The sequence below is a fragment of the Actinokineospora sp. NPDC051303 genome (genome assembly GCF_055586285.1).
This window is the reverse complement of the sequence record NZ_JBVJIN010000018.1, coordinates 57,590-79,837: the sequence shown is the minus strand read 5'-3', so window position 1 is coordinate 79,837 and position 22,248 is coordinate 57,590. Positions and strand designations below refer to the sequence as shown.

Annotated in this window: 18 protein-coding genes, 1 tRNA gene and 1 pseudogene; 11 read left to right on the top strand and 9 right to left on the bottom strand. The window is 68.7% G+C overall.

The window, feature by feature from the left end; translation table 11 throughout:
* Positions 1 to 310: 310 nt before the first annotated feature.
* The gene (locus tag ACZ6SD_RS16260) at positions 311 to 562 is read right to left on the bottom strand and encodes a hypothetical protein (protein ID WP_465317736.1); all 252 of its coding nucleotides are present in this window, start codon (positions 560 to 562) and stop codon (positions 311 to 313) included.
* A gap of 624 nt (positions 563 to 1,186) precedes the next feature.
* Between ACZ6SD_RS16260 and ACZ6SD_RS16255 the strand changes: the two genes are divergently transcribed.
* Positions 1,187 to 1,672, top strand: coding sequence for a helix-turn-helix domain-containing protein (locus tag ACZ6SD_RS16255; protein WP_465317735.1), 486 nt, complete (start codon positions 1,187 to 1,189; stop codon positions 1,670 to 1,672).
* 456 nt (positions 1,673 to 2,128) lie between these two features.
* On the opposite strand, the gene ACZ6SD_RS16250 is transcribed toward ACZ6SD_RS16255, so the two are convergent.
* Complete coding sequence (locus tag ACZ6SD_RS16250; protein ID WP_465317734.1) at positions 2,129 to 5,119, bottom strand: AfsR/SARP family transcriptional regulator; 2,991 nt, start codon at positions 5,117 to 5,119, stop codon at positions 2,129 to 2,131.
* A gap of 328 nt (positions 5,120 to 5,447) precedes the next feature.
* On the opposite strand from ACZ6SD_RS16250, the gene ACZ6SD_RS16245 reads away from it, so the two are divergent.
* Both ACZ6SD_RS16245 and ACZ6SD_RS16240 read left to right on the top strand, forming a co-directional pair.
* Entirely contained in the window at positions 5,448 to 6,656 is a 1,209-nt protein-coding gene (locus tag ACZ6SD_RS16245; RefSeq protein WP_465317733.1) for a hypothetical protein, read from the top strand.
* Positions 6,657 to 6,667: 11 nt separating this feature from the next.
* The gene (locus ACZ6SD_RS16240) at positions 6,668 to 6,934 is read left to right on the top strand and encodes a hypothetical protein (protein ID WP_465317732.1); all 267 of its coding nucleotides are present in this window, start codon (positions 6,668 to 6,670) and stop codon (positions 6,932 to 6,934) included.
* On the opposite strand, the gene ACZ6SD_RS16235 is transcribed toward ACZ6SD_RS16240, so the two are convergent.
* From ACZ6SD_RS16235 to ACZ6SD_RS16215, 5 genes are all read right to left on the bottom strand, one after another.
* The gene (locus ACZ6SD_RS16235) at positions 6,917 to 9,013 is read right to left on the bottom strand and encodes a tetratricopeptide repeat protein (protein WP_465317731.1); all 2,097 of its coding nucleotides are present in this window, start codon (positions 9,011 to 9,013) and stop codon (positions 6,917 to 6,919) included. The two genes, ACZ6SD_RS16240 and ACZ6SD_RS16235, sit on opposite strands and share 18 nt — an antisense overlap.
* A 228-nt stretch (positions 9,014 to 9,241) precedes the next feature.
* On the bottom strand, positions 9,242 to 10,480 hold the full coding sequence (locus tag ACZ6SD_RS16230) for an MFS transporter (RefSeq protein ID WP_465317730.1): 1,239 nt from the start codon (positions 10,478 to 10,480) through the stop codon (positions 9,242 to 9,244).
* Positions 10,481 to 10,528: 48 nt separating this feature from the next.
* Positions 10,529 to 11,605, bottom strand: coding sequence for a hypothetical protein (locus tag ACZ6SD_RS16225; RefSeq protein WP_465317729.1), 1,077 nt, complete (start codon positions 11,603 to 11,605; stop codon positions 10,529 to 10,531).
* Positions 11,602 to 13,590: a hypothetical protein gene (locus ACZ6SD_RS16220; RefSeq protein WP_465317728.1), complete on the bottom strand. Its 1,989-nt coding sequence runs from the start codon at positions 13,588 to 13,590 to the stop codon at positions 11,602 to 11,604. Before ACZ6SD_RS16220 ends, ACZ6SD_RS16225 begins: the two co-directional genes overlap by 4 nt.
* A gap of 280 nt (positions 13,591 to 13,870) precedes the next feature.
* Positions 13,871 to 13,946: transfer RNA gene (locus ACZ6SD_RS16215), tRNA-Arg, on the bottom strand.
* Positions 13,947 to 14,099: 153 nt separating this feature from the next.
* On the opposite strand from ACZ6SD_RS16215, the gene ACZ6SD_RS16210 reads away from it, so the two are divergent.
* Positions 14,100 to 15,011, top strand: coding sequence for an ABC transporter ATP-binding protein (locus ACZ6SD_RS16210; protein WP_465317727.1), 912 nt, complete (start codon positions 14,100 to 14,102; stop codon positions 15,009 to 15,011).
* A 20-nt stretch (positions 15,012 to 15,031) separates the two neighbouring features.
* The gene (locus tag ACZ6SD_RS16205; protein ID WP_465317788.1) at positions 15,032 to 16,216 is read left to right on the top strand and encodes an ABC transporter permease; all 1,185 of its coding nucleotides are present in this window, start codon (positions 15,032 to 15,034) and stop codon (positions 16,214 to 16,216) included.
* Between the two features lie 7 nt (positions 16,217 to 16,223).
* On the opposite strand, the gene ACZ6SD_RS16200 is transcribed toward ACZ6SD_RS16205, so the two are convergent.
* Positions 16,224 to 19,394, bottom strand: a complete 3,171-nt coding sequence (locus ACZ6SD_RS16200; protein ID WP_465317726.1) for a penicillin acylase family protein — start codon at positions 19,392 to 19,394, stop codon at positions 16,224 to 16,226.
* A gap of 283 nt (positions 19,395 to 19,677) precedes the next feature.
* Here ACZ6SD_RS16200 and ACZ6SD_RS16195 point away from each other — a divergent pair, with 283 nt between their 5' ends.
* Positions 19,678 to 20,325 (top strand): response regulator, encoded by a 648-nt coding sequence (locus tag ACZ6SD_RS16195; RefSeq protein WP_465317725.1) that lies wholly within the window; start codon positions 19,678 to 19,680, stop codon positions 20,323 to 20,325.
* A gap of 46 nt (positions 20,326 to 20,371) precedes the next feature.
* On the opposite strand, the gene ACZ6SD_RS16190 is transcribed toward ACZ6SD_RS16195, so the two are convergent.
* Positions 20,372 to 20,686 carry a hypothetical protein gene (locus tag ACZ6SD_RS16190; RefSeq protein WP_465317724.1) on the bottom strand — a complete coding sequence of 105 codons (315 nt, stop codon included), beginning with the start codon at positions 20,684 to 20,686 and terminating at the stop codon, positions 20,372 to 20,374.
* A gap of 127 nt (positions 20,687 to 20,813) precedes the next feature.
* On the opposite strand from ACZ6SD_RS16190, the pseudogene ACZ6SD_RS16185 reads away from it, so the two are divergent.
* The 5 genes and pseudogenes from ACZ6SD_RS16185 to ACZ6SD_RS16165 form a co-directional block, all read left to right on the top strand.
* Positions 20,814 to 21,368, top strand: a pseudogene (locus tag ACZ6SD_RS16185) (Scr1 family TA system antitoxin-like transcriptional regulator); the annotation flags it as partial.
* 44 nt (positions 21,369 to 21,412) lie between these two features.
* Positions 21,413 to 21,580: a Scr1 family TA system antitoxin-like transcriptional regulator gene (locus ACZ6SD_RS16180; protein ID WP_465317723.1), complete on the top strand. Its 168-nt coding sequence runs from the start codon at positions 21,413 to 21,415 to the stop codon at positions 21,578 to 21,580.
* Positions 21,574 to 21,744: a DUF397 domain-containing protein gene (locus ACZ6SD_RS16175; protein ID WP_465317722.1), complete on the top strand. Its 171-nt coding sequence runs from the start codon at positions 21,574 to 21,576 to the stop codon at positions 21,742 to 21,744. Before ACZ6SD_RS16180 ends, ACZ6SD_RS16175 begins: the two co-directional genes overlap by 7 nt.
* Positions 21,745 to 21,912: 168 nt before the next feature.
* Positions 21,913 to 22,074 (top strand): DUF397 domain-containing protein, encoded by a 162-nt coding sequence (locus ACZ6SD_RS16170; RefSeq protein ID WP_465317721.1) that lies wholly within the window; start codon positions 21,913 to 21,915, stop codon positions 22,072 to 22,074.
* A 14-nt stretch (positions 22,075 to 22,088) separates the two neighbouring features.
* A partial coding sequence (locus tag ACZ6SD_RS16165) for a DUF397 domain-containing protein (RefSeq protein WP_465317786.1) occupies positions 22,089 to 22,248 on the top strand: 160 nt, incomplete at its 3' end.

Sequence of the window (22,248 nt, the reverse complement as noted above, 5' to 3'; positions counted from 1 at the left end):
CCAGCGGGCCGCGACGATGGCGGAATCCGTTACGGTGGACAGACAAGCCGAGTCGGCCACCGCGGCTTGGCGGCGGTGAGCGACAGTCGTTCGAGCGTGCTGCCATCGCGGCCCGGATGTGGCTGGGCAGGTGGGCGCGCTCAGGCAAGCCGTGTGGACGCGCTCCCGCCCGACTCGGCGTGCCACGGGAGTGTCGACTCGGTGAACAGGAACGGGCCGTCGAGCCTGCCGTCGCCACTGTCCAGGTGAGTCGGAGCAGGTCCGTCCTCACCGGCGCGGCCACGAAGGCATGCGCATGCCCGCGGTGGCGCTACCCCCGTTCCTTCCGGGCGTCGTGCAGCGCGTCATCGAGCATTCCCCGCTCCATCGTCGGATCCAGCTCGCCCAGCGGGTAGCACCGGCCGCGCCGGGTCGAAGTCCGCCCGTCAGAGCCGACTTCAAGAGTCCGGAAAACGATTACCGCATGGGTGACAACCCGCCCAGCGGGCAAATGCCCCTCCGCCGCGAGGAACGCGGTCAACGCGCCTCCGATGTCCACAAAGGCACGGTCTGTGTTCGCCACCAGGACTCCCTCCCTGAATAAGTCCTGTTCAGTGGACCACGGTCGTCCATAGTGGCGCACCCGTACGCGCTTGGGGCTGTGGATAACTCCACGCCCCGCTCTCGGCCGGTAGCTTGGACAGGTGGCCTGCCCCCCGCGCGACGGCGCGCGGTACCCCGTTCGGGTGCCGCTGCCATGGGACCGGGGTTGATCGGCATCCGGGGGACGCGTCCTGGCGTCGACCACGACCCTGAGTGGGTGGGCGCCGATCCGGCGCATTACCCGGCCCGCTCAAAGTAGTGAATATTGTGAAGATATCCTACTTACCGAAGTGAGTATTATTTTTAAGTCGCGACGATCCTGGTGGCAAAAGTCACCCTAGGTGACCTGGGTTCTTCGTTCTTTGCCACTGATGGCTCTCGCTGCCGCAGGCCCGGACATGATGAAATTGATTGTCCGATGAGTAGGCGAGGAGCAGGTATGGCCCTTCTCGCGACGCCGTGGCACGTGGCTGCCCTGCGGTGCTCTCGGCTACGCGTGACCGGACGGACGCATCTGGACTTTGTGAAACAGAGGCCTGTTTCCCGTGCGCACACTGTGGTGCAGGCTCACTGGCTTCCCATAGTTGTCAAAGGAGTTGCCTCGATGGACGGCGAAGGCGACATGTCGATGAACGCGCATCTCGCCCGCACGCTCGGCGAAGAACTTCGTCGAGCCCGCGCGTCGGCGGGCTGGACCCGCGCGGAACTTGTCGCGGTCCTGGAGGACGCGATCCAGGCGCAGACGCTGGCCACGTATGAGCTGGGACAGCGAAACTGCACGGTGGTGCGCTTTGCCGAGATTTGCCGGGCATTGCGCGTCTCGGCTCCAGAGTTGCTCACGCGGGCGCTGCAGCGCGCGGCCATAGACTTGGAGACGCTGGTGTTGCAAGTCGACTTGCGAAGTGTCATCGAGGACCGGCAGGCGGACTTGCGCCCCTTGCGCCGATGGGCGCGCTATCGACTGGAGAACGACGCGACTGGGACGGGAATCGCCCTCCTTGACCCATCCGTCATCAAGGAGATGTCCGCGTTCTGTGCCTTGCCGCAAGCGGACATGGCGCGGCGCTTGGCGGCGTTCGCGCCGGACTGAGGGTGTCCCGGGGTCGGTGAGTTCTCTTGTCGTCACACAGGTGTGTTGTGGATGGTCCACCATTCCGGTCCGTACGTCACGGCCCCCGAGTCCAAGATGGCTCCAGACGAGTCGGCTCCGGTGACGGCCAGATTCTTCGGTGTGGAGGAGGTGGGTTCGACTGCGAGTGCGAGCGCAGGTGTCGTCGTCGCCAGCATGGCGACGAGAACGGCCTTGACGAACAAGCGAATTCCCTTCGTGTAGCTCTTTCGGGTGCGGCCTACTCTGGGTAGGGCGAACCGTGGGAGCGGATGCTGTTTGCAAGGTGTGGCGCGTGCGACTGGGAACTACTGTCGAAGCAAATCTAGCCTGATCTCTGTATGAAGGTGTAGCCGGGGGTGGCCCCGGGCAGGGCGACCGGCGCGCGCGGCGTGGCGCTTTACCCCGATCGGAGACGTAAACCCGCTGTTGGGGGACTCAAGACGTGATGCTGTCACCCTGCGGAGGCTGGTCGGCGAGGTTTGCTTTCGTGCGGGCCGTCTGCAGCGGGATACGGGTGGCTGGTTCGTCCAATTTGGCCTGCACGAGCGTTGCCTGGGCCGCGTCGTTCATCTGCAGGTAGATCTGCTGTGCCCGTCGCCAGGCCGCCGTCGCCTCGGCCGGTTCGTCCTGTGCGAGGAGCACCCCGGCGAGGACGTCAAGAGCGCGGGCGAGAAGGGGGATGTAGTGGATGCGTGTGCACATCTCGACCGCCTTGCGCGCGTGCTCCTTGGCCATGTCGCGGGCGCCTGCCGCGTGAATGGCGGCTGACTCGACGCTGATCTCGGCGACCAGCGGAAGGTCGGGAATGGCTTGGGCGATCGCGAGAGCTTGGGTCGCGTAGCCAGCGGCTACCACGGTGTCCGCGCGATCACGATGGATCAAGGCGATGCCGATCAGGGTGCCCGCGAGGGCCGACTTGTCGTTGTTGCGTTCGGCGATGTAGAGGGCTTGGTGCAGGTGCATGGTCGCCTCATCGAGGCGGCCGACCGCCTGGAAGGCGGCTCCGATGTTGCGGTGCGCCCAGCACAGCGCCTCGTAGTCGTCGTTCTTGCGAGCGATGGCCAGGCACTGCTGGAACAACTGGATGGCCGCGTGCGGGTTGCCGCGGAGCGATTCCAACCGGCCCAGTTGGTTGAGCACGGCGGTCATCGCCTGATCGTTCTGCTCCTCTTCGGCGTACCGCCTGCCCGCGTCAAGATATGGCTGCGCTTCGGTGAGTTCGCCGTGTGCGAGTAAAGCCCTTCCCACGTCGAACAACGAGGTGGCCTCCGCTTCGCGCTGACCGTCGAGCCGAGCCGCCTCCGCGGCGATCTTGCGGGCGGCCATGCCGTCACGATGATGCCCGTGGCGGTCGTAGTAGGTCTGCACTGTGTGCGCGAGGCGCCACGCGTAGCCGTGCTGACCGGTTCGCGCGGCCATTTCCAGCGCCGCGTTGAGGTTGGCCCGCTCTCGGGCGAGCCACGCCTGCGCGGTGTCCGGATCGGTGAAGGTCACCGGGGTCACGATGGGTGGGGTGGGCAGTGGCGGAGGTTTCCTGGCTCCGGGGTACAGGAGTCCATCGGCGTTCACCGCGCTGCGCAGGTAGTAGTCCAGGATGCGCCGTTCGAGGTCGTGTGTTTCCGCGGGCGACTCGTCGACCTCGGCCTGCTTCGCGGCGAGTTCTCGCAGCAGGTCGTGAAACCGGTATCGGCCCGAGGTCTCGGCCGGGTGCAGCAGATGGGCTCCGACCAGATGGGCGATGGCGACGCGGGTTTCCTCAGCGGTGCGCGCCGTGCAGGCGGTGGCGGCCTCGATCCCGAAATCCGCGCCGGGATGCAGGCCCAGCCGCCGGAACACCAGGCGCGTCGGCTCGTCCAACACCAGGTACGACCAGGTGAGAACCGTCCGTGGGGAGTTCGCGCCGTCGCCGTCCTCGCCGATGTCCAGCAGCATTCGCCGCCGGTCCTGGGCGGTCGCAGCCGGGGGCCAGTCGTCGCCATGGGTCGCCAGGTACTCGGCCGCCACGTTGATCACCAGGGGCAGACCGTCGCACGCGTCGACAAGCCAGTCCGCGTTGACCTCGCGACGGCGAGAACCCAGCCGGAGGGCCACGAGCGCGTCCGCGTCGGGGCGTGACATCGGGCCGACGCGCACCCGCCGTGCGCCGCTCCACGCGCTCAGGCTGGTGAGGCGGCGCCTGCTGGTCACGATCACCAGGCAGTCGGACAGCAGCGGGACGAGGTGTTTGATGTGGGCGGAATCCCGGACGTTGTCGAGAATCACCAGGGTGTGGCGGTCGGCGAGGGCTTGGCGGAGAAGGACTTCTCGGGACCGGGGTGACATCGTCTCGTCCGGCTGTTTGCCGAGGGCGATGAGGAAGTCCTCCACGACCGCGTCATGGCCCACCATCGAGTCGGCGGAGAAGCCGTGCAGGTTGGCGAACAACTCGCCGCCGGAGAAGCGGTTGCGGACCCGGTGTCCCCAGTGGACGGCGAGGGCGGTTTTGCCGACGCCGCCCATGCCGTCGAGGATGACGACGCCGCGCAGGGGTTCGCCGTCTGCTGTGGTGGTGGCGGCGTCCAGCTCCTGTAAGAGGTCGCGGCGGCCGCAGAAGTCGATGATGTCGTGCGGCAGCTCGCGGGGGCGCATCCGCACTTCGGCCGGGGTGGCGGGCGGCGGGGCGGGGCGGCGGGTCGCTTCGGCCAGCAGCCGCTCGTGGTGGCCGCGGAGGTGGTCCGCGGCTTGTTCGTCGCCGTCGTCGCGGAGCGCCTTCCAGGTCGTCAGGTAGTAGGAGGTGGCTTCGTTGTCCCGGGCGAGCTTGCGCAGCGTCGACAGGCGCAGCTTCGCCAACGTGAGGTCGCGCGGGTAGTCGACCTGCACGTTGTGCAGGTTCGCCAGCACCTCGTCGTAGTCGCCGAGGTCGAACCGCGCTTCGAGGAAGGTCGCGTGCGCTGGCGCGAGTTCGTCGTCGGCGACCCGCGCTCGCCAGGTGCCTGCGGGCTCGCTGCGCAGGTCTTCCAGGAACGGGCCGCGCCACAGGTCCAACGCCCGCGCCGCGACGGCGGAAGCCTGCTCGGGGTCGCCGTCTCGGACGTGGCGTCGGGCCGCGGCCATCAGGTCGCGGAAGCGGTGGTAGTCGATCAACTGCCGGTCGATCTCGAACCGGTACCTGCCGTTTTTTCCGTGGAGGTCGTCGGGCAGTTCCAGCCGCTCCAACGTCTGTCGGATCTTCGTCGTGTAGGAGTCCAGGGTTGTTCGAGGGTGGCGGGGCAGCGGCGCGTCCTGCGGCCAGGCCCAGTCGAGCACCTGGGTGATGGACATGAACTGTCCCGCGTGCAGCAGCAGGGCGCCGAGGATCGCTCGCTGGCGAGGTGCTCCCCAGTCGTCGCGCGGTTCTCCGTCGATCCGCAGCGAGGTCGTCCCCAAGATCCCGAACAGTGTGTCCACCAGCTTCACCCCTAAAGCTGGGCCCCGACGGAGTCCCCGGCGAATACGGTTAGTCACATCGGTGCGACGTTCTGTGTTCATGGAGTGTAACCGCAGGAAGGCGGCAAGCGCACTGAAAGAAGATCGAAAGTCATTCGGTCGGCGCAACGTCATGCGGACAGATAATGGACAACGACTGCCCAGGAGCCTTTGTTCGTTTCCGGAGTTCAAAGTTTGCGGACCGATCCAAGGAAAGCGTTCTGGTGTGCGACGGCGCGCACTCTGTCCCTAGTCCGCTCGTAAGGGGAAGGCCCCCAGGCGCTGGCACAGGGCGGACGGGGGAGGGGAGATGCAGGCGACCGCATGGACACGCGGGCCGGTGGGAATCGACATGATCGGGCGGGTCACGCGAAACGGGTGCAAGACCGTGCTTGTCTTGGTGCCCACCATGACCGCGGGCACCCGGCTGCTGGACCTGCTGCCGGTGCTCGACGGCGACCACCGCGTTCAGGTCGTGTTCACCACGCCCTGGTCGGAGGACGTGTGGCACGGCCTCGACGGTTTTGTCCGCGATCTCGGCGCGCTCGTCCTGCCCTGGGACCAAGCGCGGCGGCACAATTGGGATCTGGTGCTCAGCGCCAGCCACGACGGCATAGAACACGTCCACGGAAATCTGTTGTTGCTTCCGCACGGCGCGGGCGCGGGAAAGAGCCGCAAGCGCACTCGCACGGTCACCGGCGGGGTGCTGCCGACAACTGGACTGGACCGGCAACTGCTCACCCGGCGCGGACAGGTGATTCCCTCGACGATCGCGCTCCCCACCGAAGCCGACCAGGCGCTCCTGCGGCGAACCTGCCCGGAGGCCGTGCCGAGGTCGCTGGTGGTCGGCGACATCTGCCTCGACCGGATCACGGCCAGTGTCGCGCACCGCTCCCGCTACCGGGACGCGCTGGGGGTGGGCGAGCGCGACGAACTCATCACGATCAGCTCCACCTGGTCGCCGGAATCGGTTTTCGGCAAGCACATCGAACTCTACGAACGGCTCGTCGGCGAAGTCGCGCACGCGCGCACGAAGGTCGCCGCGGTGCTCCACCCGAACATCTGGGCGGTGCACGGCGTCTGGCAGGTGCGGTCGTGGCTCGCCCGCGCGACAGATCGAGGGCTGCTGGTCATTCCGCCGGAACGCGGTTGGCAGGCGACAGTCGTCGCCAGCGACATCGTCATCGGCGACCACGGCTCGACCAGTGCCTACGCGGGCGCGCTCGGCGGCAGAATGTGCCTCGCGGCCTTCCCGGACCACAACATCCGGGCGGGCAGCGTGGGGCACGCGCTGGGGCGTGTCGCCGCTCGGCTCGATCCGGGCGCCCCGCTTCGCCCGCAATTGGACCGCGTTCGGGCCCGTCCCGGTTCCGCGCGCCTGCGCGAAGCCATCTCCTCGCGTCCGGGGATGTCCCACCGCTTGCTGCGAACCGCTATGTACCGATTGCTTGACATCCCCGAACCTCCGTGGCCTGTACTTGTCACCTCTGCCCCTATCCCCATTCCGCTCGACTGGTGAGAGGATTGGCCATGCCGACCATGTCGATGACGATCAGTGTGCGGACGGTGGGTGTGTACTTCGTGTCGTGGCGCGGTGTGGACGAGGGTGTTCCGCCTGGTGACGTGGTCGTCGCGGACATCGGCCGCGCGGAAAAACACTGGCTCGACAACGCTGACGTTTTTGTCTCGTCGGCGGACGAACAAGACATGACCGAGGCGATCGTCCGCGCGGTTGTGTCCTATATGGCGCGACTGTATCGGCCGATGTCCCGCTTTGTGTCAGCCGCGGACGCGTGACCGCATGAGTTCGGCTTTGGGGTCTTCGACAAGGTCGTAGAGCGTGGCGGCCCGGGTCCACCACCGGGCGGCCGACTCCCGCTCGCCTGCCAGGTCCGAGACGTCGCCGATGGCGGCGGCGATCTCGGCCTGGTAATAGGCGGAACCGAACTCCCGCATCGCGTCGAAGGCGTCCCGCAGCACGCGTTCGGCCTGCGGCAGGCGCCCGGCCCGCGAATGCGCCGCGCCCAGCATCGTCACGGCGCGCGCGTGCTGGGTGGGGTCGCCGAGCGCGGCCATCGTCTCGGCGACCGCCGAGAACTCCGTCACCGCGTCGTCGTAGCGGCCGAGAGCCAGGAGCACCTCCCCGATCCGCCGCCCGCACAGGGCGACCCCGCGAGCCCGGCCGAGCCGCTGGTGCAGGTCTTTGGCTTCCCTGAAGAAATCCAGCGCCTTGGCCGGGTCGTCGTCGGCGACGGCGAGTCCCAACTGCTCCAGGGCCGTGGCCTCCGCCCGCGCGTCCCGCGCGGTCCTGGCCAGTTCACGGGCAATCGTGATGTGTTTGACGGCGTCGGCTCGGCTGCCGATCTTGGTCAGGGCGTATCCCAACTGCACACGGATCAGCGCTTCGGCTTTCTGGTCGCCGCGGCGGCGGGCGCTGGTGACCCCCGCCTGCTGCATCTCGATCCATTCGCCGTAGCGGCGGGTGTGCAGGAAGTGTCCCCAGAGGGTTTCGCAGAACTGCCACACGACGTCGTCCCAGCCCTGTGCCGCCGCGCTTTCCAGAGCCGCCCGCAGGTTCGCCCGTTCCCGGGTGAACCAGGCGAGCGCCGCCGCGGTGTCGGGGAACGCCGAGCCGTCCGCGGTCTGGTACACCGGCGCCAGCCTCGGCCGGTGCGGGTGGATCACAGTGTCCGCGGCGGCGGCGCGATCGAGGTACCAGCCGATCATGCTGCGCTGCGCGGCCTGGCCGTTGGCCGAGTCGAGGTGGCGGGCGTGCAGCCGCACGAGGTCGTGCAGGGCGTACCGGTCCTCTCCGGTCTCGGTCAGCAGACTCGCCTCGACTAGGCCGTCCACGGCCTTGATCACCCGTCCCATCGGCCACGCCAGGGCGGCGGCCAGCACCTCTCCGCCGAACTCCCGCCCCGGATGCCACGCGCACAGGCGGTAAACCGCCTCCTCGTCGTCCAGCAGCGTGGCCAGCGACATGTCCAACACCACTTCCACGGACGTCTCCGTGTCCAGCGTCAGCCCAGCCAGGCGGTCGCCCTCGCCGCTGAGATCGCCCGCTTCCCGCGCGAACGTGCGCCGCGCCCGGCTGGCCAGCCGGGCCGCCACCACCGACAGCGCCAGCGGCAGTCCACCGCAGAAACCGGCCACGCGGACCGCGTCCTCCGACTCCGCCCCCACCCGGTCGTTGCCCACCAGCGCGCGCAACAGGCGAAGGGAATCGCTGTGGTCCAACGGATCGACATCCAGCCAGCGCGCGCCGTCGAGCGCCAGCCCGGAAAGCCGCGACCGGCTGGTCACCACGACCACGCTGCCCTGCCCCGCGGGCAGCAGCGGCCGCACCTGCGACGCGGACACCGCGTTGTCCAGCAGCACCAGAATCTGCCGGTGGGCGGTCACCGACCGGTACAACGCGTACCGCCGCTGCGTTTCCAGCGGAATACGCTCGGCGGCGACCCCGAGCGAGAGCAGGAACCACTCCAAAACCTCGGCCGCGGTCACCGGTTCGCCCGTGCCCGGATCGCTCAGATTCACGAACAGCTGGCCGTCGTCGAAACGGGGGGCGAGTTCATGCATCCAGCGCAGCGCCAAAGATGTCTTCCCGACCCCCGGAACCCCGCAGATCACGATGGGCGCGACGCCCCGGGTTCTCGGTTCGCTGAGATCATCGAGCAGCGCCAGTTCCCGCTCGCGGGCGACGAACGCGGTGGGCGCGGGCGGAAGCTGCGACGGCGTCACGTCCTGGGTGGCCGGGGCGCTGTGAAAGTGGACCGCGCCCACACTGGCGGTCTGCACAACCTGGCCGGAAACTCCGCCGTGAATGGCGTTGCGGAACGACGCCTCCCCGTCCTCGGTCCGCGGCCAGGCCATGACGCTCATCCTCCTAAGAGTCGGCGTACGTCCTCTGTCTAATCGCTCTACATCACATTTGTGTGACAGGCGCGATTAGCCACTCGACCGGAGTACGCATTTCGAACAGGCCCCATCCTGCTCACGCCGGGTGACCGGCGCTTCTTCGACATCCCGGGCACATTGTGACCGAGCGGCGGGCGGCTTTGTGGCCAACGTGTCGAGAACCTCGCAGAAGACAAGGACCGTTCATGCGCCGCGGGCCGCTGGGCCGCTGGCCAGCAGCCGCATGGCGACCGCGCCCGCGAGCGGTCCCGGGGCGAGCAGCAGGAACGCGTGCCGCCAGCCGATGGCGTCGGCGAGCAGGGGGACCAGTTGGATGCTGACGACGGTGAGGGCGAAGCCGATCGCGGTCTGGGCGGTCAGGGCGGTGCCGACGAAGCGGGGGTCGGCGACTTCGCTGAGGGTGGTGCTGAACACGCAGGAATCCGCGATCACCGCCGCGCCCCACAGCACGCAGAAGGCGACCAGGACGCCCGGGTCCGCCGCGAACGCCAGCGGTGAGAGCAGGCAGCAGACGCCGCTGACGGCCATCGCGGCCACCGCGGCGGGGGAGCGGCCGAACCGGTCGGCGCCCCAGCCGCCGAGGGCGCACCCGACGGCCCCGGCGACGCCGACGGCCACGAAGACCACGACGCCGACCGAGGCGGGCAGGTCGCCTGCGGCAAGCAGGAATGTCGGGAGCCACGTCCACAGGGCGTAGAGCTCCCACATGTGGCCGAAGTAGCCGAGGTTGGCCAACCGGGGACCGCGCTCGGTGAACATGGTCAGCGCGTACCGCGGGTTGCGCGGCGGGGCGCCCGCAGCCAACTGCGGTCCGGGCCGGACGACGGCCGCGGCCACCACCGCCCCCAGCCCACCCAAGCAGGCCGCGGCCACGAGCACGCCCCGCCACGGCAGCGGACCGACCCCACTGATCAGGTGCGGTAGCGCCGAGCCCAACGTGAGCGCCCCCACGAGCAGCCCCAGCGCCCGCCCCCGCACGGCCCGCTCCGACCAGGACGCCATCAACTTCATCCCGACCGGGTAGACCCCCGCGAGGCACACTCCGGTGACGAACCGCAGCGGCACCGCCCCCGCCATCCCGTTGACGGTCACGGCGAGCAGCAGCGTGCACACCGCCCCCGCGCCCGCGCTCACCGCCAGCAGGTGATGCGGCCGCACCCGGTCAGCGAGGTTGAGAGCAGCCGACCCCACCGCCCCCACCACAAACCCAACCTGCACGGCCCCGGTCAGCCACACCGCCGCCCCCGCGCCGATCCCCCACTCCTGCCGCAAACTCGGCACCACCGCCGACACGGAGAACCACACCGCCAGCCCCAACACCTGCACCACCGCGACGGCCCGCTGCCCCCGCGCGGTTGCCATGAGCGCGCTCGCTCGCCGCGTCGGAACCCCGGTGCCGGACGTGACCTCGCCGTTTGCCACGTCCGCCACCCTAGGGCCAGCCACCGGCCGAACTGGACACTCGGCTCGTCAGGAGGCGGGCGTCTCCGGTTCTTCGCCCGCGTCGGGCGCCGCGGCGGACTGGTGACTGCCACACAGTTGGTCGGCGATGTCTGGCCTGTCGTGTTTGCGGATCAGCTCGGCGAGCTGGTCCCGGAACAGGTCCCGCTGGCCGGACTCGGTGTTCGGGAACATGTCCTCCACCAGCGCCAAGGCTGGGGGTTCCGGCGGGCTGGGAACCGACCACAGGCCGGGGCTGTCCACGACCGTGACCGGGGACCGCTCCAGCATCGGCATCCGCGACGGGTCGGGCACGGTGTCGTCATTGGCCGCCGCGGTCAGCCGCGAGATGGTGTCGATCAGGTCCACGGTCTCGACCACCTTGTGGTGGTCCTGCGCGAGGCGCCAGACCACCGCGCTTCCGGTGGACTTGAGCACATCCTTGCCGAGGTAGTCGCGCTTGCTGATCTCGAAGCGCCGCTCGTGGTCCCAGACGCGTTCTTCCTTGCGCAGCGCGGACAATCGCGCCAGCCGCTCGGCGTCGTCGTTGTCGAGAGTGAGGGTGACCTGTTCCGCCCAGCCGGTCAGCGCGCCGCTCACGTCCATCCTGGGCACGCTCACCTCGGCGGCGATCTCGTGCTGGAGCAACAGCGGGTTGATCGGTTGCCTGCCCGCGGTGATGGCGCAGATCCGCTCCAGCACCATGCGCTTGACCACGGCCGCGGGGTCGCCCGCCAACTGCCTGCCGTTGTAGGTGTACGCCCAGCGCACGGTGGCCGACACGATGAACGGGTAGTCGGGTTCCGCGCTCGGCACGGGCACCCCGGTGATCTTGTCTTCCAGCCGGACTTCTTGCGGGACCGGCTGCGGTTCGGGGTGCGGCGCGGGCATCTGGACCATCGGGGCTTGGTGGGCAGGCAATTCGTGGTCCTGGGCCTCCAAGGCTCGGTGCACCTTGACCGCCGCGGCGAACAGCGCCGCGGCGCCGAGCACCATGGTCGTGACGACGACCCAGGTGGCAGGCTCGAACAGCACCAGGATCAGCAGCGGCGCCAGCACCGCGGCCGTGGCCAGTGCCCCGATGCGGAGCTTGTCTTTGTTCTTCATCGTCCGGTGTCCTCCGGTCGGGCGTTTGGGATGAGGAAAGACAGGTCAAGGGCGCGGTCCATCGCGGCTCTGAGATCGCTGACCACGAGGTCGCGTTCCGCGCCTTCGGCAGGCTCCGCCGCCTGCCAGCGGCGGCCGATGCCGTAGAGGTATCCCAGCAGCGCGGGGTCCGGTGCGGCCGCGTTGACCAGAATCCGGCGCAGCGCGGGGTTTTTGGCCGCGAGCCACTGTCGGATCAGGTCGGGTGTCCAGTCGAGCGGGTCGGCTAGGACCAGCCGCCAGCACGCCGTGAGCTGCCTGCGAACCTGGGAATGGTTGAGGACGGCGGGCACGCTCAGCAAAAGTTCCGGCGCGACCAAGCCAGCGAAGAGCGCGCGGTCCGACGCGGAAAAGTGGCCGCCGTCCTCGGTGGGGCATAGGCGATACAAGATCCTGCGCCAGAAGTGGGCCGCGCCCGCGAGCCGCAGCAGCGCGTTCCTCGCCTCCGACTGGACTTTTTCGTCGCCGTGTCTGCCGAGGTGGCGCAGGCGGACCACGGCTTGGTCGGCGAAGGTCGGCGCGAGGACGCTCTCGCACAGCGTCACCATGAGGCAGGCCAGCGGGGCGGCCGTCGACGGGTTCACCGCCCAGTCGTAGAACTGGCGGCGGAACTCCTGCCCCCGCCGCTCGTGCGTGAGTCCTAAGTAGAGCACCGTCTCCGCGAGAGCGAGGTAGTTGTCGCGGTTCTTGGCGCGCAGGTCCGCCCGAGTCCACTTGTGGACCAGCGTGACGATGTGCTCCTTCTCGCCGACGGCGAGCGCCTGCTCGGCGAACCGCTCGACCACCTGGCGCTTGCGCGCGCCCGGCACCGCGGGCGAAGCCACGACGCTGGCGACCCAGTTGCGGAACGCGGTCCGCAGGCCAGGCATCGATGTCCAGAAGTAGGCCCTGAGCGCGGCGTCCAAGCCGGGCTCGGCGACTCGCACGCGGTGCTCTTCCACGCTGAGCTTCAGGTCGTTGAGCCGCTGCGTGAAATCCTTGTCGTCCAGCGTGTGCGTGCCGGAATTGGGGTATTTCACCACGGCCAGCAGCCGCGCTTCGCCGTCGAAGACCTCGTCCACCGACGCGCCGTCCAGCATCGCCGCGGTGAACAGCAGAGCTTTACTACGACCGTCGCTCTGGGCCGCCACCCGGTCGCGCGCGGCGCCCCGCTGGTCGGCGAGCGCGCTCAGCGCGTCGGCCAGCCACGTGTCCGGCTCGGCGCCCTCCGCGCGATCGCTGGCCGCGCGCACTTGGTCGGCGAGGTCGGCGAGATCGCGCATGTGCCCGGCCCGTAGGTAGTGCGCCAGTTCGGGGGCGAGCCACGCCCTGTCCGGCAGGACGATGCCGTCGACTTCGAGGTGACGGCGCAGGACCGCCCGCCGGTCGGGGCACCCGATCGCCAGCACCCGCCCGAAGTCGGTCCCCCAGGTCCTCTGGTGGTCGGCGGAAACCACGACGACGAGGTAGGCCCGTTGCTCGACCTCGGCGCGGAACCCCTCGACCGCGTCCTTGACGGCGCCCAGCTCGCTTCGCCCGTAGCCGGTGAGATCCAGCAGCAGGCGTTCTTGTTCCTGAATCGTGCTCGCGTCGGGGTCGATCTGCCCCTTCTCGGTGACCGTCAGCTCTTGGAAGGACCTGATGCCGCCCTGCCCCGAGCGGTGCAGGAGCATGAGCCCCGCGGCGTGCCGCCCGCTTCCCGGCTGGCCCGAGATCACCACGGTTCCCGGCGTTCTCAGCCGCTCCTGCGCTTCGGCGAAGCCGGGGCCGGACGGCGGCACGAACCGCTTGTCGAGCAGGTCCAGCCGGTTCGCGCTCACCGGCCTGCGCCGAGGCACCCGGTCGGCGAGCCGATCGATCAGCTCCGGGTCGATGCGACTGTGCCCGTTGATCGTGACGTTGTAGTCGCCATGGATATTCCCGGGTCCTCCCCACTGGAGGGGTCCGTTGATGGTTTCTGCCTGCACCGCATTTCCGTGCACATCGCGTATCGCGTTCACTTATCTGCCGTCCGCGGGTTCCATGGTGGTGTCGGCGCTCGGCCAACCGCATGACTTGATCATCTTGACCAGGGTCGCCGAGACATACGACAAAAACTGTCCGAAGCGGGACAGTCCTGGGCATGACCCCGGTCACTTCACGGGTCGGATCCCGAAGCCGCGAGTTCGGCCAGGCACGCTGTGTCCTACAGCGTGCCTCCGGAAGCGGGCTTCGATCATGGTCCGACCAGTTTCCGCTGGTCAGACGTGGTGCCCCCGGCAGGATTCGAACCTGCGACACACGGTTTAGGAAACCGATGCTCTATCCCCTGAGCTACGAGGGCGGGCGACGGACAGCTTACCGGGTGGTCCCGTGGGCTGATGTGGGGCCATGGGGGTGGGTGCTCCACTAGGGGTGATTCCGGATGACGGTCCCGGCTGCGGTCGGCAGCATTGGCTCCGCCGTGGACCCGGCACGTGGTGAGGGGAGAGCGACGGTGGCGCAGGGGCGGTTGGAGATCGATGGGGTCTCCAAGCGGTATGGGGACGTGGTGGCGTTGCGGGAGATGACCTTCGACGTGGGGGCGGGGGAGTTGTTCGGGTTCGTGGGGTCCAATGGGGCGGGGAAGACCACGACGATGCGGATCGCGTTGGGGGTGTTGGGGGCTGATCGGGGGGAGGTTCGGTGGGCGGGGGAGCCGATCACGTTGGCTACGCGGCGGCTTATTGGGTATATGCCGGAGGAGCGGGGGCTTTATCCGAAGATGAAGGTGGGCGAGCAGCTGGTCTACCTGGCGCGGCTGCATGGGCTGGGGGCGGGGGCGGCGAAGCGGTCGGTGGGTGAGTGGACCGAGCGGCTGGGGGTTTCGGGGCGGTTGGGGGACGAGGTGCAGAAGCTGAGCTTGGGCAACCAGCAGCGGGTGCAGCTTGCCGCCGCGTTGGTGCACAATCCGGCGATTCTGGTGTTGGACGAGCCGTTTTCCGGGTTGGACCCGGTGGCGGTGGATGTGATGAGCGAAGTGTTGCTGGACAAGGCCAAGGAGGGGGTGCCGGTCGTGTTTTCCAGTCACCAGTTGGATTTGGTGGAGCGGCTGTGCCACCGGGTCGGGATTGTCCGGAGTGGACAGATGGTGGCCTGTGACACCGTCGACGCGTTGCGCGCGGGGGGAACGGTCCATCTGGTGGTGGAGGCGCCGCTGGCTCCGAAGGACTGGGCGGCGGGCATTCCAGGAGTCACGGTGACCGAGCAGGTGGGGGCGCGGACCGTTCTCGAACTCGGGGACGGGGCCGATGACCAGGCCGTGCTGCGGGCGGCGCTCGACACCGGGCCGGTGACGGAGTTCTCCCGGCGGCGGCAGTCGCTGACCGAGCTGTTCCGCAACGTGGTGTCACAGGAGGTGGCGGCGTGAGCGCATCGCCGGACGTTCGGATGGGGAACTGGGAAGCCGTGGGGTTGGTCGCGGGGCGGGAGGTCGCCACGCGGCTCAAGTCGAAGGCGTTTCTGATCACCACGGCGGCGACGTTGGTGCTGCTCATCGGGTTCACGCTGTTCATGCAGACCTTGAACTCCGGGGCCGACGCCACCGTGGGGGTCACGCCCGGCGCCGCGGCGTTGCAGGCGCCGCTCAAGGGTACGGGATCGGCCATCGGGCAGGAGATCGACATCCGGGCGGTGACCGACGAGGCCGCGGGCCGCGCCCAGGTGGCGGACGGGACGCTCGACGCGCTGCTCGTGGGGAACGGGTCGAGCATTGTCGTGGTGGTCAAAAAGGACATTGATGACTCGCTGCGCGACGTGCTCAACGTGGTGGCCGGGCAGTTGGCGCTCAACCAGCAGATCGTGGGGCTCGGCGGCGACCCGGCGACGGTGGGGCAGGCGGTGTCCGGCGCGAAGGCCGAGGTGCGGCCGCTGGAACCGCCGTTCGACTACAACGGCCAGCAACTGGTCATCGGCATGATCGCGGGTGTGCTGATCTACATGTCCCTGCTGATCAACGGCCAGTCCGTTGCCCAGGGCGTGGTGGAGGAGAAGTCCAGCCGGGTCGTGGAACTGCTGCTGGCCACGATCCGGCCGTGGCAGCTCATGGCGGGCAAGGTGCTCGGCATCGGCGTGGTCGGCCTGGTGCAGATGGTCGTGATCGGCGGCGGCGGTGTCATCGTTGGCCTCGCCACCGGGGTGCTGACGATCTCGGTGTCGGCCGCCGTGGGCACTGTGGTGTGGCTGGTCGTGTGGTTCCTGCTCGGTTTCTTCGCGTACTCGCTGGTGTTCGCCGCGCTCGGCGCGCTGGTGTCGCGGCAGGAGGACGTGGGCGGGGTGATCACGCCGCCGCTGATGTTCGTGATCCTCGGCTATGTCGTGGGCATCTCCGTGCTGCCCAACGACCCGGGCAACCAGCTGGTCGAGGTGCTGTCGATCGTGCCGCTGTTCGCGCCGACGCTCATGCCGATGCGGCTGGCCATGGGTGGTGTCCCGGCATGGGAGGCGGGCCTGGCGGTGGTGCTCATGGTGGCGCTGATTCCGGCGCTGGTCTGGCTTTCCGGCCGGATCTACCGCAACGCGGTCATGCGCAGCGGCGGCCGGGTGAAGTTGACCGACGCCCTGCGCGCGGCGTGACCGCGGCTCACTTCGCGTAGACCTCGAACTCGTACAGCGAGTAGCCGTACGGGGTCGCCCGCGAAACGCCTTGCATGCGCACGTATCGGGCGTCGGTCGGGGCGAACACGGCGATGTCCCGGCCGCCGTCGCCGGTGGCCGTCGACCACACGTCCCGCCAGGACGCGCCGCCGGTCGAGACCTGGATGCGGTACCCGGTGGCGTAGGCCGATTCCCAGCTCAACACGGCCCGCGCCACCGGCCGCACCGAGCCCAGATCCGTGGTGAGCCACTGGTTGTCGCTCCAGTCGCTGGCCCAGCGGGTCTTCTGGTCGCGGTCGACGGCGTTGCGGGGCGGCGCGGGGAACAGGCCGCGCTCGTGGCTCGACGCCGTGGCGGTTCCGCTGAGGTTCGCCACGGTGTCGCCACGGCGGGCCGGGAACTCCACCACCTGCTGGAACGTCGGCCGGTTCTGGAAGCTGATGGGGTTCTGCGTTACGCCGCCGAGGGGGTTGTGGATGAGCGCGTCGGCGCACCACTGGTCGCCCGCGGCGCAGTTTCCGTCGCCGGGGTAGACCTGCTCCTTCGGGGTGGCGACGGCCTGTTCGAGAGTGTCGAGCAGGATCTCCTTGCACCGGCCCAGATCGCCGTCGCCGCAGAACCGCTTGCCCAGCGGGGCTTGGACTTCGTCGCCGAGGACGGCGCGCAGGTCTTTGTGCACGTAGCCCCACCAGCCGCTCTGGAACGACGAGCCCTGGTGGGCGTTGCCGTTCGACGGCGTCTCATCGATCTTGAGCTTGCGCGTCATCTCGGTGTAGGCCGCCGCGCCGAGGCCGGGCTCGAACTCGGCGCGCACCAGCAGCGGCCACCACGCGTCCATGGTCTTGATCGCGTTGGCGTGCGCGTAGTTCTTGCTGCCCCGCGCGGTCTCGGTGCGTAGCCCGCCCGCGGCCAGCCACCGCTTCAACTCGCCCACGGCGCCGGTGTCGTCGTCGTCGATGATCCGGAACACCAGCGGCAGCACCCGTTCCGCGCGCAGGTCGACTAGGGCGGCCTCGGCCATGGCCTGGGTGAGGTTCGCCCGGTCGACCTTGACCCCGCGCTGGATCAGCGACTTCACCCGCGCGTCGAGCAGGTCGCCCCGGTGCACCGACTGCCGGTCCAGCCCGGCGGCGGCCGTTCCGGGGGCCTGGTTGTTGTTCCACGAGATCAGGTAGTCCTGGTTGACGACGTTCGGGTGCTGCTCGTACGGGGTGTAGGCGGCCCGGTTGGCGTTCGGGTCCCAGTCCACCCAGTCGAAGCCCGCGTTCGCCAGCACCGGCATTCCTGGGTCCACTGTGGACTGGCGGACCGGGTTCGCGCCGGAGTTGTAGTAGGCGATGTCCTTGGCGTCGGCGTAGAACCAGTTGAACGTGTAGGTCACGTGCGACGCTGCGCGCTGGAAGTCGGCGGCCGAGCGGATCGCGTCCGGGTCGTTGAACTCCTGGAACCCGATGACGGAGTCCAGTTCGTGCTGGTAGGTCGAGCGCAGCCGGGTGTAGGCGACCGGCTTGCCGCCGATGGTGGCGCGGTGGGTGACCGGGCCGTACTTCGTCCGGTACGACCGCAAGGTGTACGAGCCTGGCGGCACCGTGCTGCCGATCGAGGACACCCAGGAGTTCTTGCGCTCCACCACGTCCATCGGCACGCACTGTCCACGCAGGACGTAGTGGTCGCTGTCCTTGGTCGCCGGTCCGCCGCCTGGCGCGCACAGGTCGACCGCGTAGGTGTCGATGATGTCCTGGCCCGAGCTGGTGGCGCTCCACGCGTAGTCCTGGCCGCGGCCGAGCAGCACGTAGAAGCTGATGCCCGCGAACGACGCGCCGCGCGCGCTGATGCCCGGACCCTGGAGTTCTTGCAGCATCAGCAGTTGCGGGGCGAAGTAGCCGGTCTGCGGCCCGAAGACCGCGACCGGGTTGCCGCTGGCGGTGTGCGCGCCGGAGACCAGCAGGGCGTTGGACATGCCGTGCCGGTTCTCCAGCAGGTCGCCCGGGAGCACGCCGTCGTTCAGGATGCCCTTGGCCGCGTCAAGATCGGAGGCTCGGCTGGCGGGCGCCGCCGAGTCCGCGCGGTCGAACACCAGCGGCTGCGCGGTCACCGAACCCTTGTCCGGCAGCGCTTCGCCCTGCGGATTCGCCGGACGCTTGGCATACGGGAAAGTCTGTCCATTGTGGATGGTGTGGATGTGCTCCGGGTCGTCCTCGCCGCGCATGCTCTGCCAGACCCGCTCGCCTTCCACGACCCCGTAGCGCTCCTGCACCGCCAGCTTGGCGATCGCGGCCTGCACCTCGCCGCCGCCCCCGCCGCCGAACTGCGACCCGATGAGCGAGGCGATGACCGCGAGGTCGGTGAGCTTGAACGGCTCGATGCGGCCCGCGTTGGTCACCGCGTCGACGTGCCCGAGCAGCACGTACTCGCCCGGGAAGAAGCGGCCCCGGTGCGCCTCGGCGATGTAGGCGTTGATGCCGTCGAGATAGGAGCGCGCGTCGGCGATGGCGACCTGCCCGCGCGGGCTGGCCGCGGCGGCCTCGTCCACCTGGCGCTGCAACTCCGCCTCGGTGTACGGGGCCTCGGCGAAGAAGCCCTGTTCCAGTCGCTGGTTGGCCGCCGCGCCCCCGGCGAACGGGGTGAGCTGGCCGCGGCCGACCCGGCGCAGCACGTCCATCAGGAACAGCCGGTCCTGCGCGGCGGCGTACCCCGCGCCGAAGGTCGTGCCCGCGCGGGTCGTCCCGTAGACGTGCGGGGTGCCGGTTGCCTTGTCGCGGATGATCGTCACGTCCGCGCGCGGCTTCTTCGTGCTCTCCACCTGCTCGGGCGGCACGCCGAAGGACGCGTCAGTGAAGTAGGCGTTGATCTTGTCGGTGGTCAGCCCGCCGTAGCCGCTGGCCAGCGCGTCGTATTTGCCGAGCTGGTCGTCAAAGTGCTTCGGCCGGGTCCCCAGGGTCCGGTGGGCGAGGATCTCGGCCAGGGTCGCGCTGCCGTTCTGGCCGGGCGGCAGGACGTCGGCGCACTGCCCCAGGCAGTAGTCGCCCTCGGCGAACCCGGCCCCGCGCGGCGGGAGAGGGGCGCCCGCCGCGGGCCCGTGGCTCGCGGTGACGAGCCCCGCGACCACGGCCAGGGCCGCCATCGCGCCGATCAGGTGCCGAGCGCGTCCTGCCATGCCGGGGCTCCTCTCGCCTGTGAGACTCGCGACACGTTACCGGTGCGTCATACTGTTGCGAAAGAGCTTCGGGTTTGCTGCCACCCGGTTAGCCGAAGGTGGCAAAGCAGTGTCGAAAAACCGGTGGGTTCTCACAAAAAGCCGAGGTCAGGCGGCGTCGGTGGGTAGAATTAACGGCATACAGCCGGTAAACGTGATGGCTTGACCCCGGCCCTCGACGGGTGAGAGAAAGGGCCGTCGGGTCACCGCCATCCGGGACCGCGGACGCCAGTCGGGAGGCGTTGTGATCAAAGTGATGCTCGCGGACGACGAAGACCTCGTCCGGTCGGGCCTGCGCACCATTCTGTCCAGCGCCGGAGACATCGAGGTCGTCGCCGAGTGCGACGACGGCCTGCACGTGGCCGAGACGGCCCGCAGGCACCGTCCGCACGTCGTCCTCCTGGACATCCGGATGGGCTCGGTCGACGGCATCTTCGCTCTGCGCGGGCTCATGGCCCTGCCCGAGCCGCCCGCTGTGTCCATGCTCACCACCTTCGACGTCGATGAGTACGTGCAAGAGGCGCTGCGCGTCGGAGCCAACGGCTTCCTGCTCAAGGACACCGACCCCGCCCAGCTGGTCAAGGCCGTCCACGACCTCGCCCGCGGCGGCGCCGTCCTCGACCCCATGGTCGCCGCCCGCCTCGTGACCGCCGTCGCCGATGGCGCCCGCGCCGCCGAACCCGCCCGCAGGCTGCTGTCGTCGCTGTCCGGGCGGGAGCTGGAAGTGGTGGCGTTGGTCGGGCAGGGCTTGTCGAACGCCGAGATCGGCCAGGCGCTGCACCTTTCCGAAGCGACGGTAAAGGGCTATGTCTCCGCTGTCTTGGGCAAGATAGGCGCCGCTAACCGCGTTCAAGCCGCTCTAGTGGCTTACCGCGGCGGTCTAATCGCGTGAGAATCTCGGTGACGACGGCCTTGGGCGGCCAAGGCCGTCCGCCCGTTCACCGCTGTGACTCGGCCTCGGCAATCGACCGGATTCCCGAAAATGCCGAGTCGTCGGCATAAAGGTCGTCCAGTTCGTCGTCTTCGTCGAAGTCGTCCATGTAGACCGGCTCCAAGGTCACCCGGCTCATCCGGGAGTACGTTTTCCGCGCGACCTCAACGGATTCATGCACCCCATGCGTGGTGCGCCGGGTGACCGGATCGCGCCGGAAGATCACCGCGTCGCACTGGTCCTGATCGGTGATCTCCATTCCCCACGCGAAGATCCGGTCGTAGTCCTGCGCGTCGACCAAAGTGAACAGTCGCCCCTGCACACTGCCTCCTAATGCCGTGCTGCATACTCACCGAAGTCATTTGACCTTGGATCGCATCTCCTGATCGGAGAAGCTACGCTCACTTGTAGAAGGCCGCTCGGTCTTCCGTAGGTGGGAAGGGGGCGGAATGTCGGAACAGAAACCCAAGCCGCGCGACAGAATGCGCGGAGCGCGGCTTCGCGCGCTACGCACCATTCGTTGCAAGCTTGCCCTGGAAACCGCGGCGGAGATGGCGGAGTGGCATGGCTCGAAACTGAGCCGGACCGAACGCGGGCTGCGGCAGGTCACCATCGAGGACTTCGCCACCCTGATGATGGCGTGGGGCCTGCCGATCAACGAGCGCGAACAGATCCTGGAGGAACTGACCGCTGGAGCTTCCGGCTGGTGGGAGAGTCCCATCCCCGGCGTGCCGGAAGACGTGGGCACGCTGGCCAGCTTCGAGGCAGAAGCGATCGAGCTGGTGGTGGTCGCCACGGCTGCCGTTCCAGGCTTGCTGCAGACCTACGAGACCGCCATAGCGAGCATGATCGCTGATGGTGGCCCAAGCGAAGAAGTAGAGAGCCATTGGATGGTGCGCCTGCGGCGTCAACAGATCCTAGGCAAGATCGACTATTCGGTCTTCATCACGGAGACAGCCTTGGCGACTCCCTGGGGTGGCCGAGACGTGCACCGGGCACAGTTGGCGCACCTGCTTCTGAGGTGCTGCTGTTGCACAGCTGGCATTGGATGCGGTTCCGGCATACTCCGCCCGTCGTGCATGTGGAGATGGCGACTGGCGCTACCTACATCTACGAGGCGGAGCGGTTCACCGCGATGCTCAAGGACCTGGATCGGATCGCCCTTCCGAAGGATGGAAGTCGTAAGCTGATCAGGGAAATGATGGAGGGATGTTGACCATGTGGCGTAAGTCGTCAAAGTCGGACACGGGCGTCAACTGCGTGGAGGTCCGTCAGGACCTTGCAGCCGTCCGCGACAGCAAGAGCCCCCACGGCCCCGCCCTGACCGTGGATCTGCCCCAGCTCCTGACCGCTCTGCGGTCCGGCAAGCTGCACCGCTGATCGAATCGATCCCCGCTCGGCTCCCGCGCGTCACCGCGCCGGGAGCCGAGCGTGTATTCGGACTAGGCCACCTCGGCGACGCGAGCCCAAACCGGTTGAGCCCGCCAGCCCCCTGCCAGCAAGCTGAACCAGCCCGCACGCTGACCAGCAAAAGCCGGAGGCACCTCGATGACCTGGCGTAAGTCGACAAAGTCGGACACGGGCGCCTGCGTGGAGGTCCGCCGGGACTTGGCCGCCGTCCGCGACAGCAAGAGTCCCCACGGCCCCATGCTGACCGTGAACCTGCCGCAACTCTTGACCGCTGTGCGGTCGGGCAAGTTGCACCGTTGATCGGAGGCGCGTCGATGAAGTGGCGTAAGTCGTCAAAGTCCGAAGCAGGCGGCACCTGTGTGGAGGTTCGCCGGGACCTGGCCGCCGTCCGCGACAGCAAGAGTCCCCACGGCCCCATGCTGACCGTGAACCTGCCGCAACTCTTGACCGCTGTGCGGTCGGGCAAGTTGCACC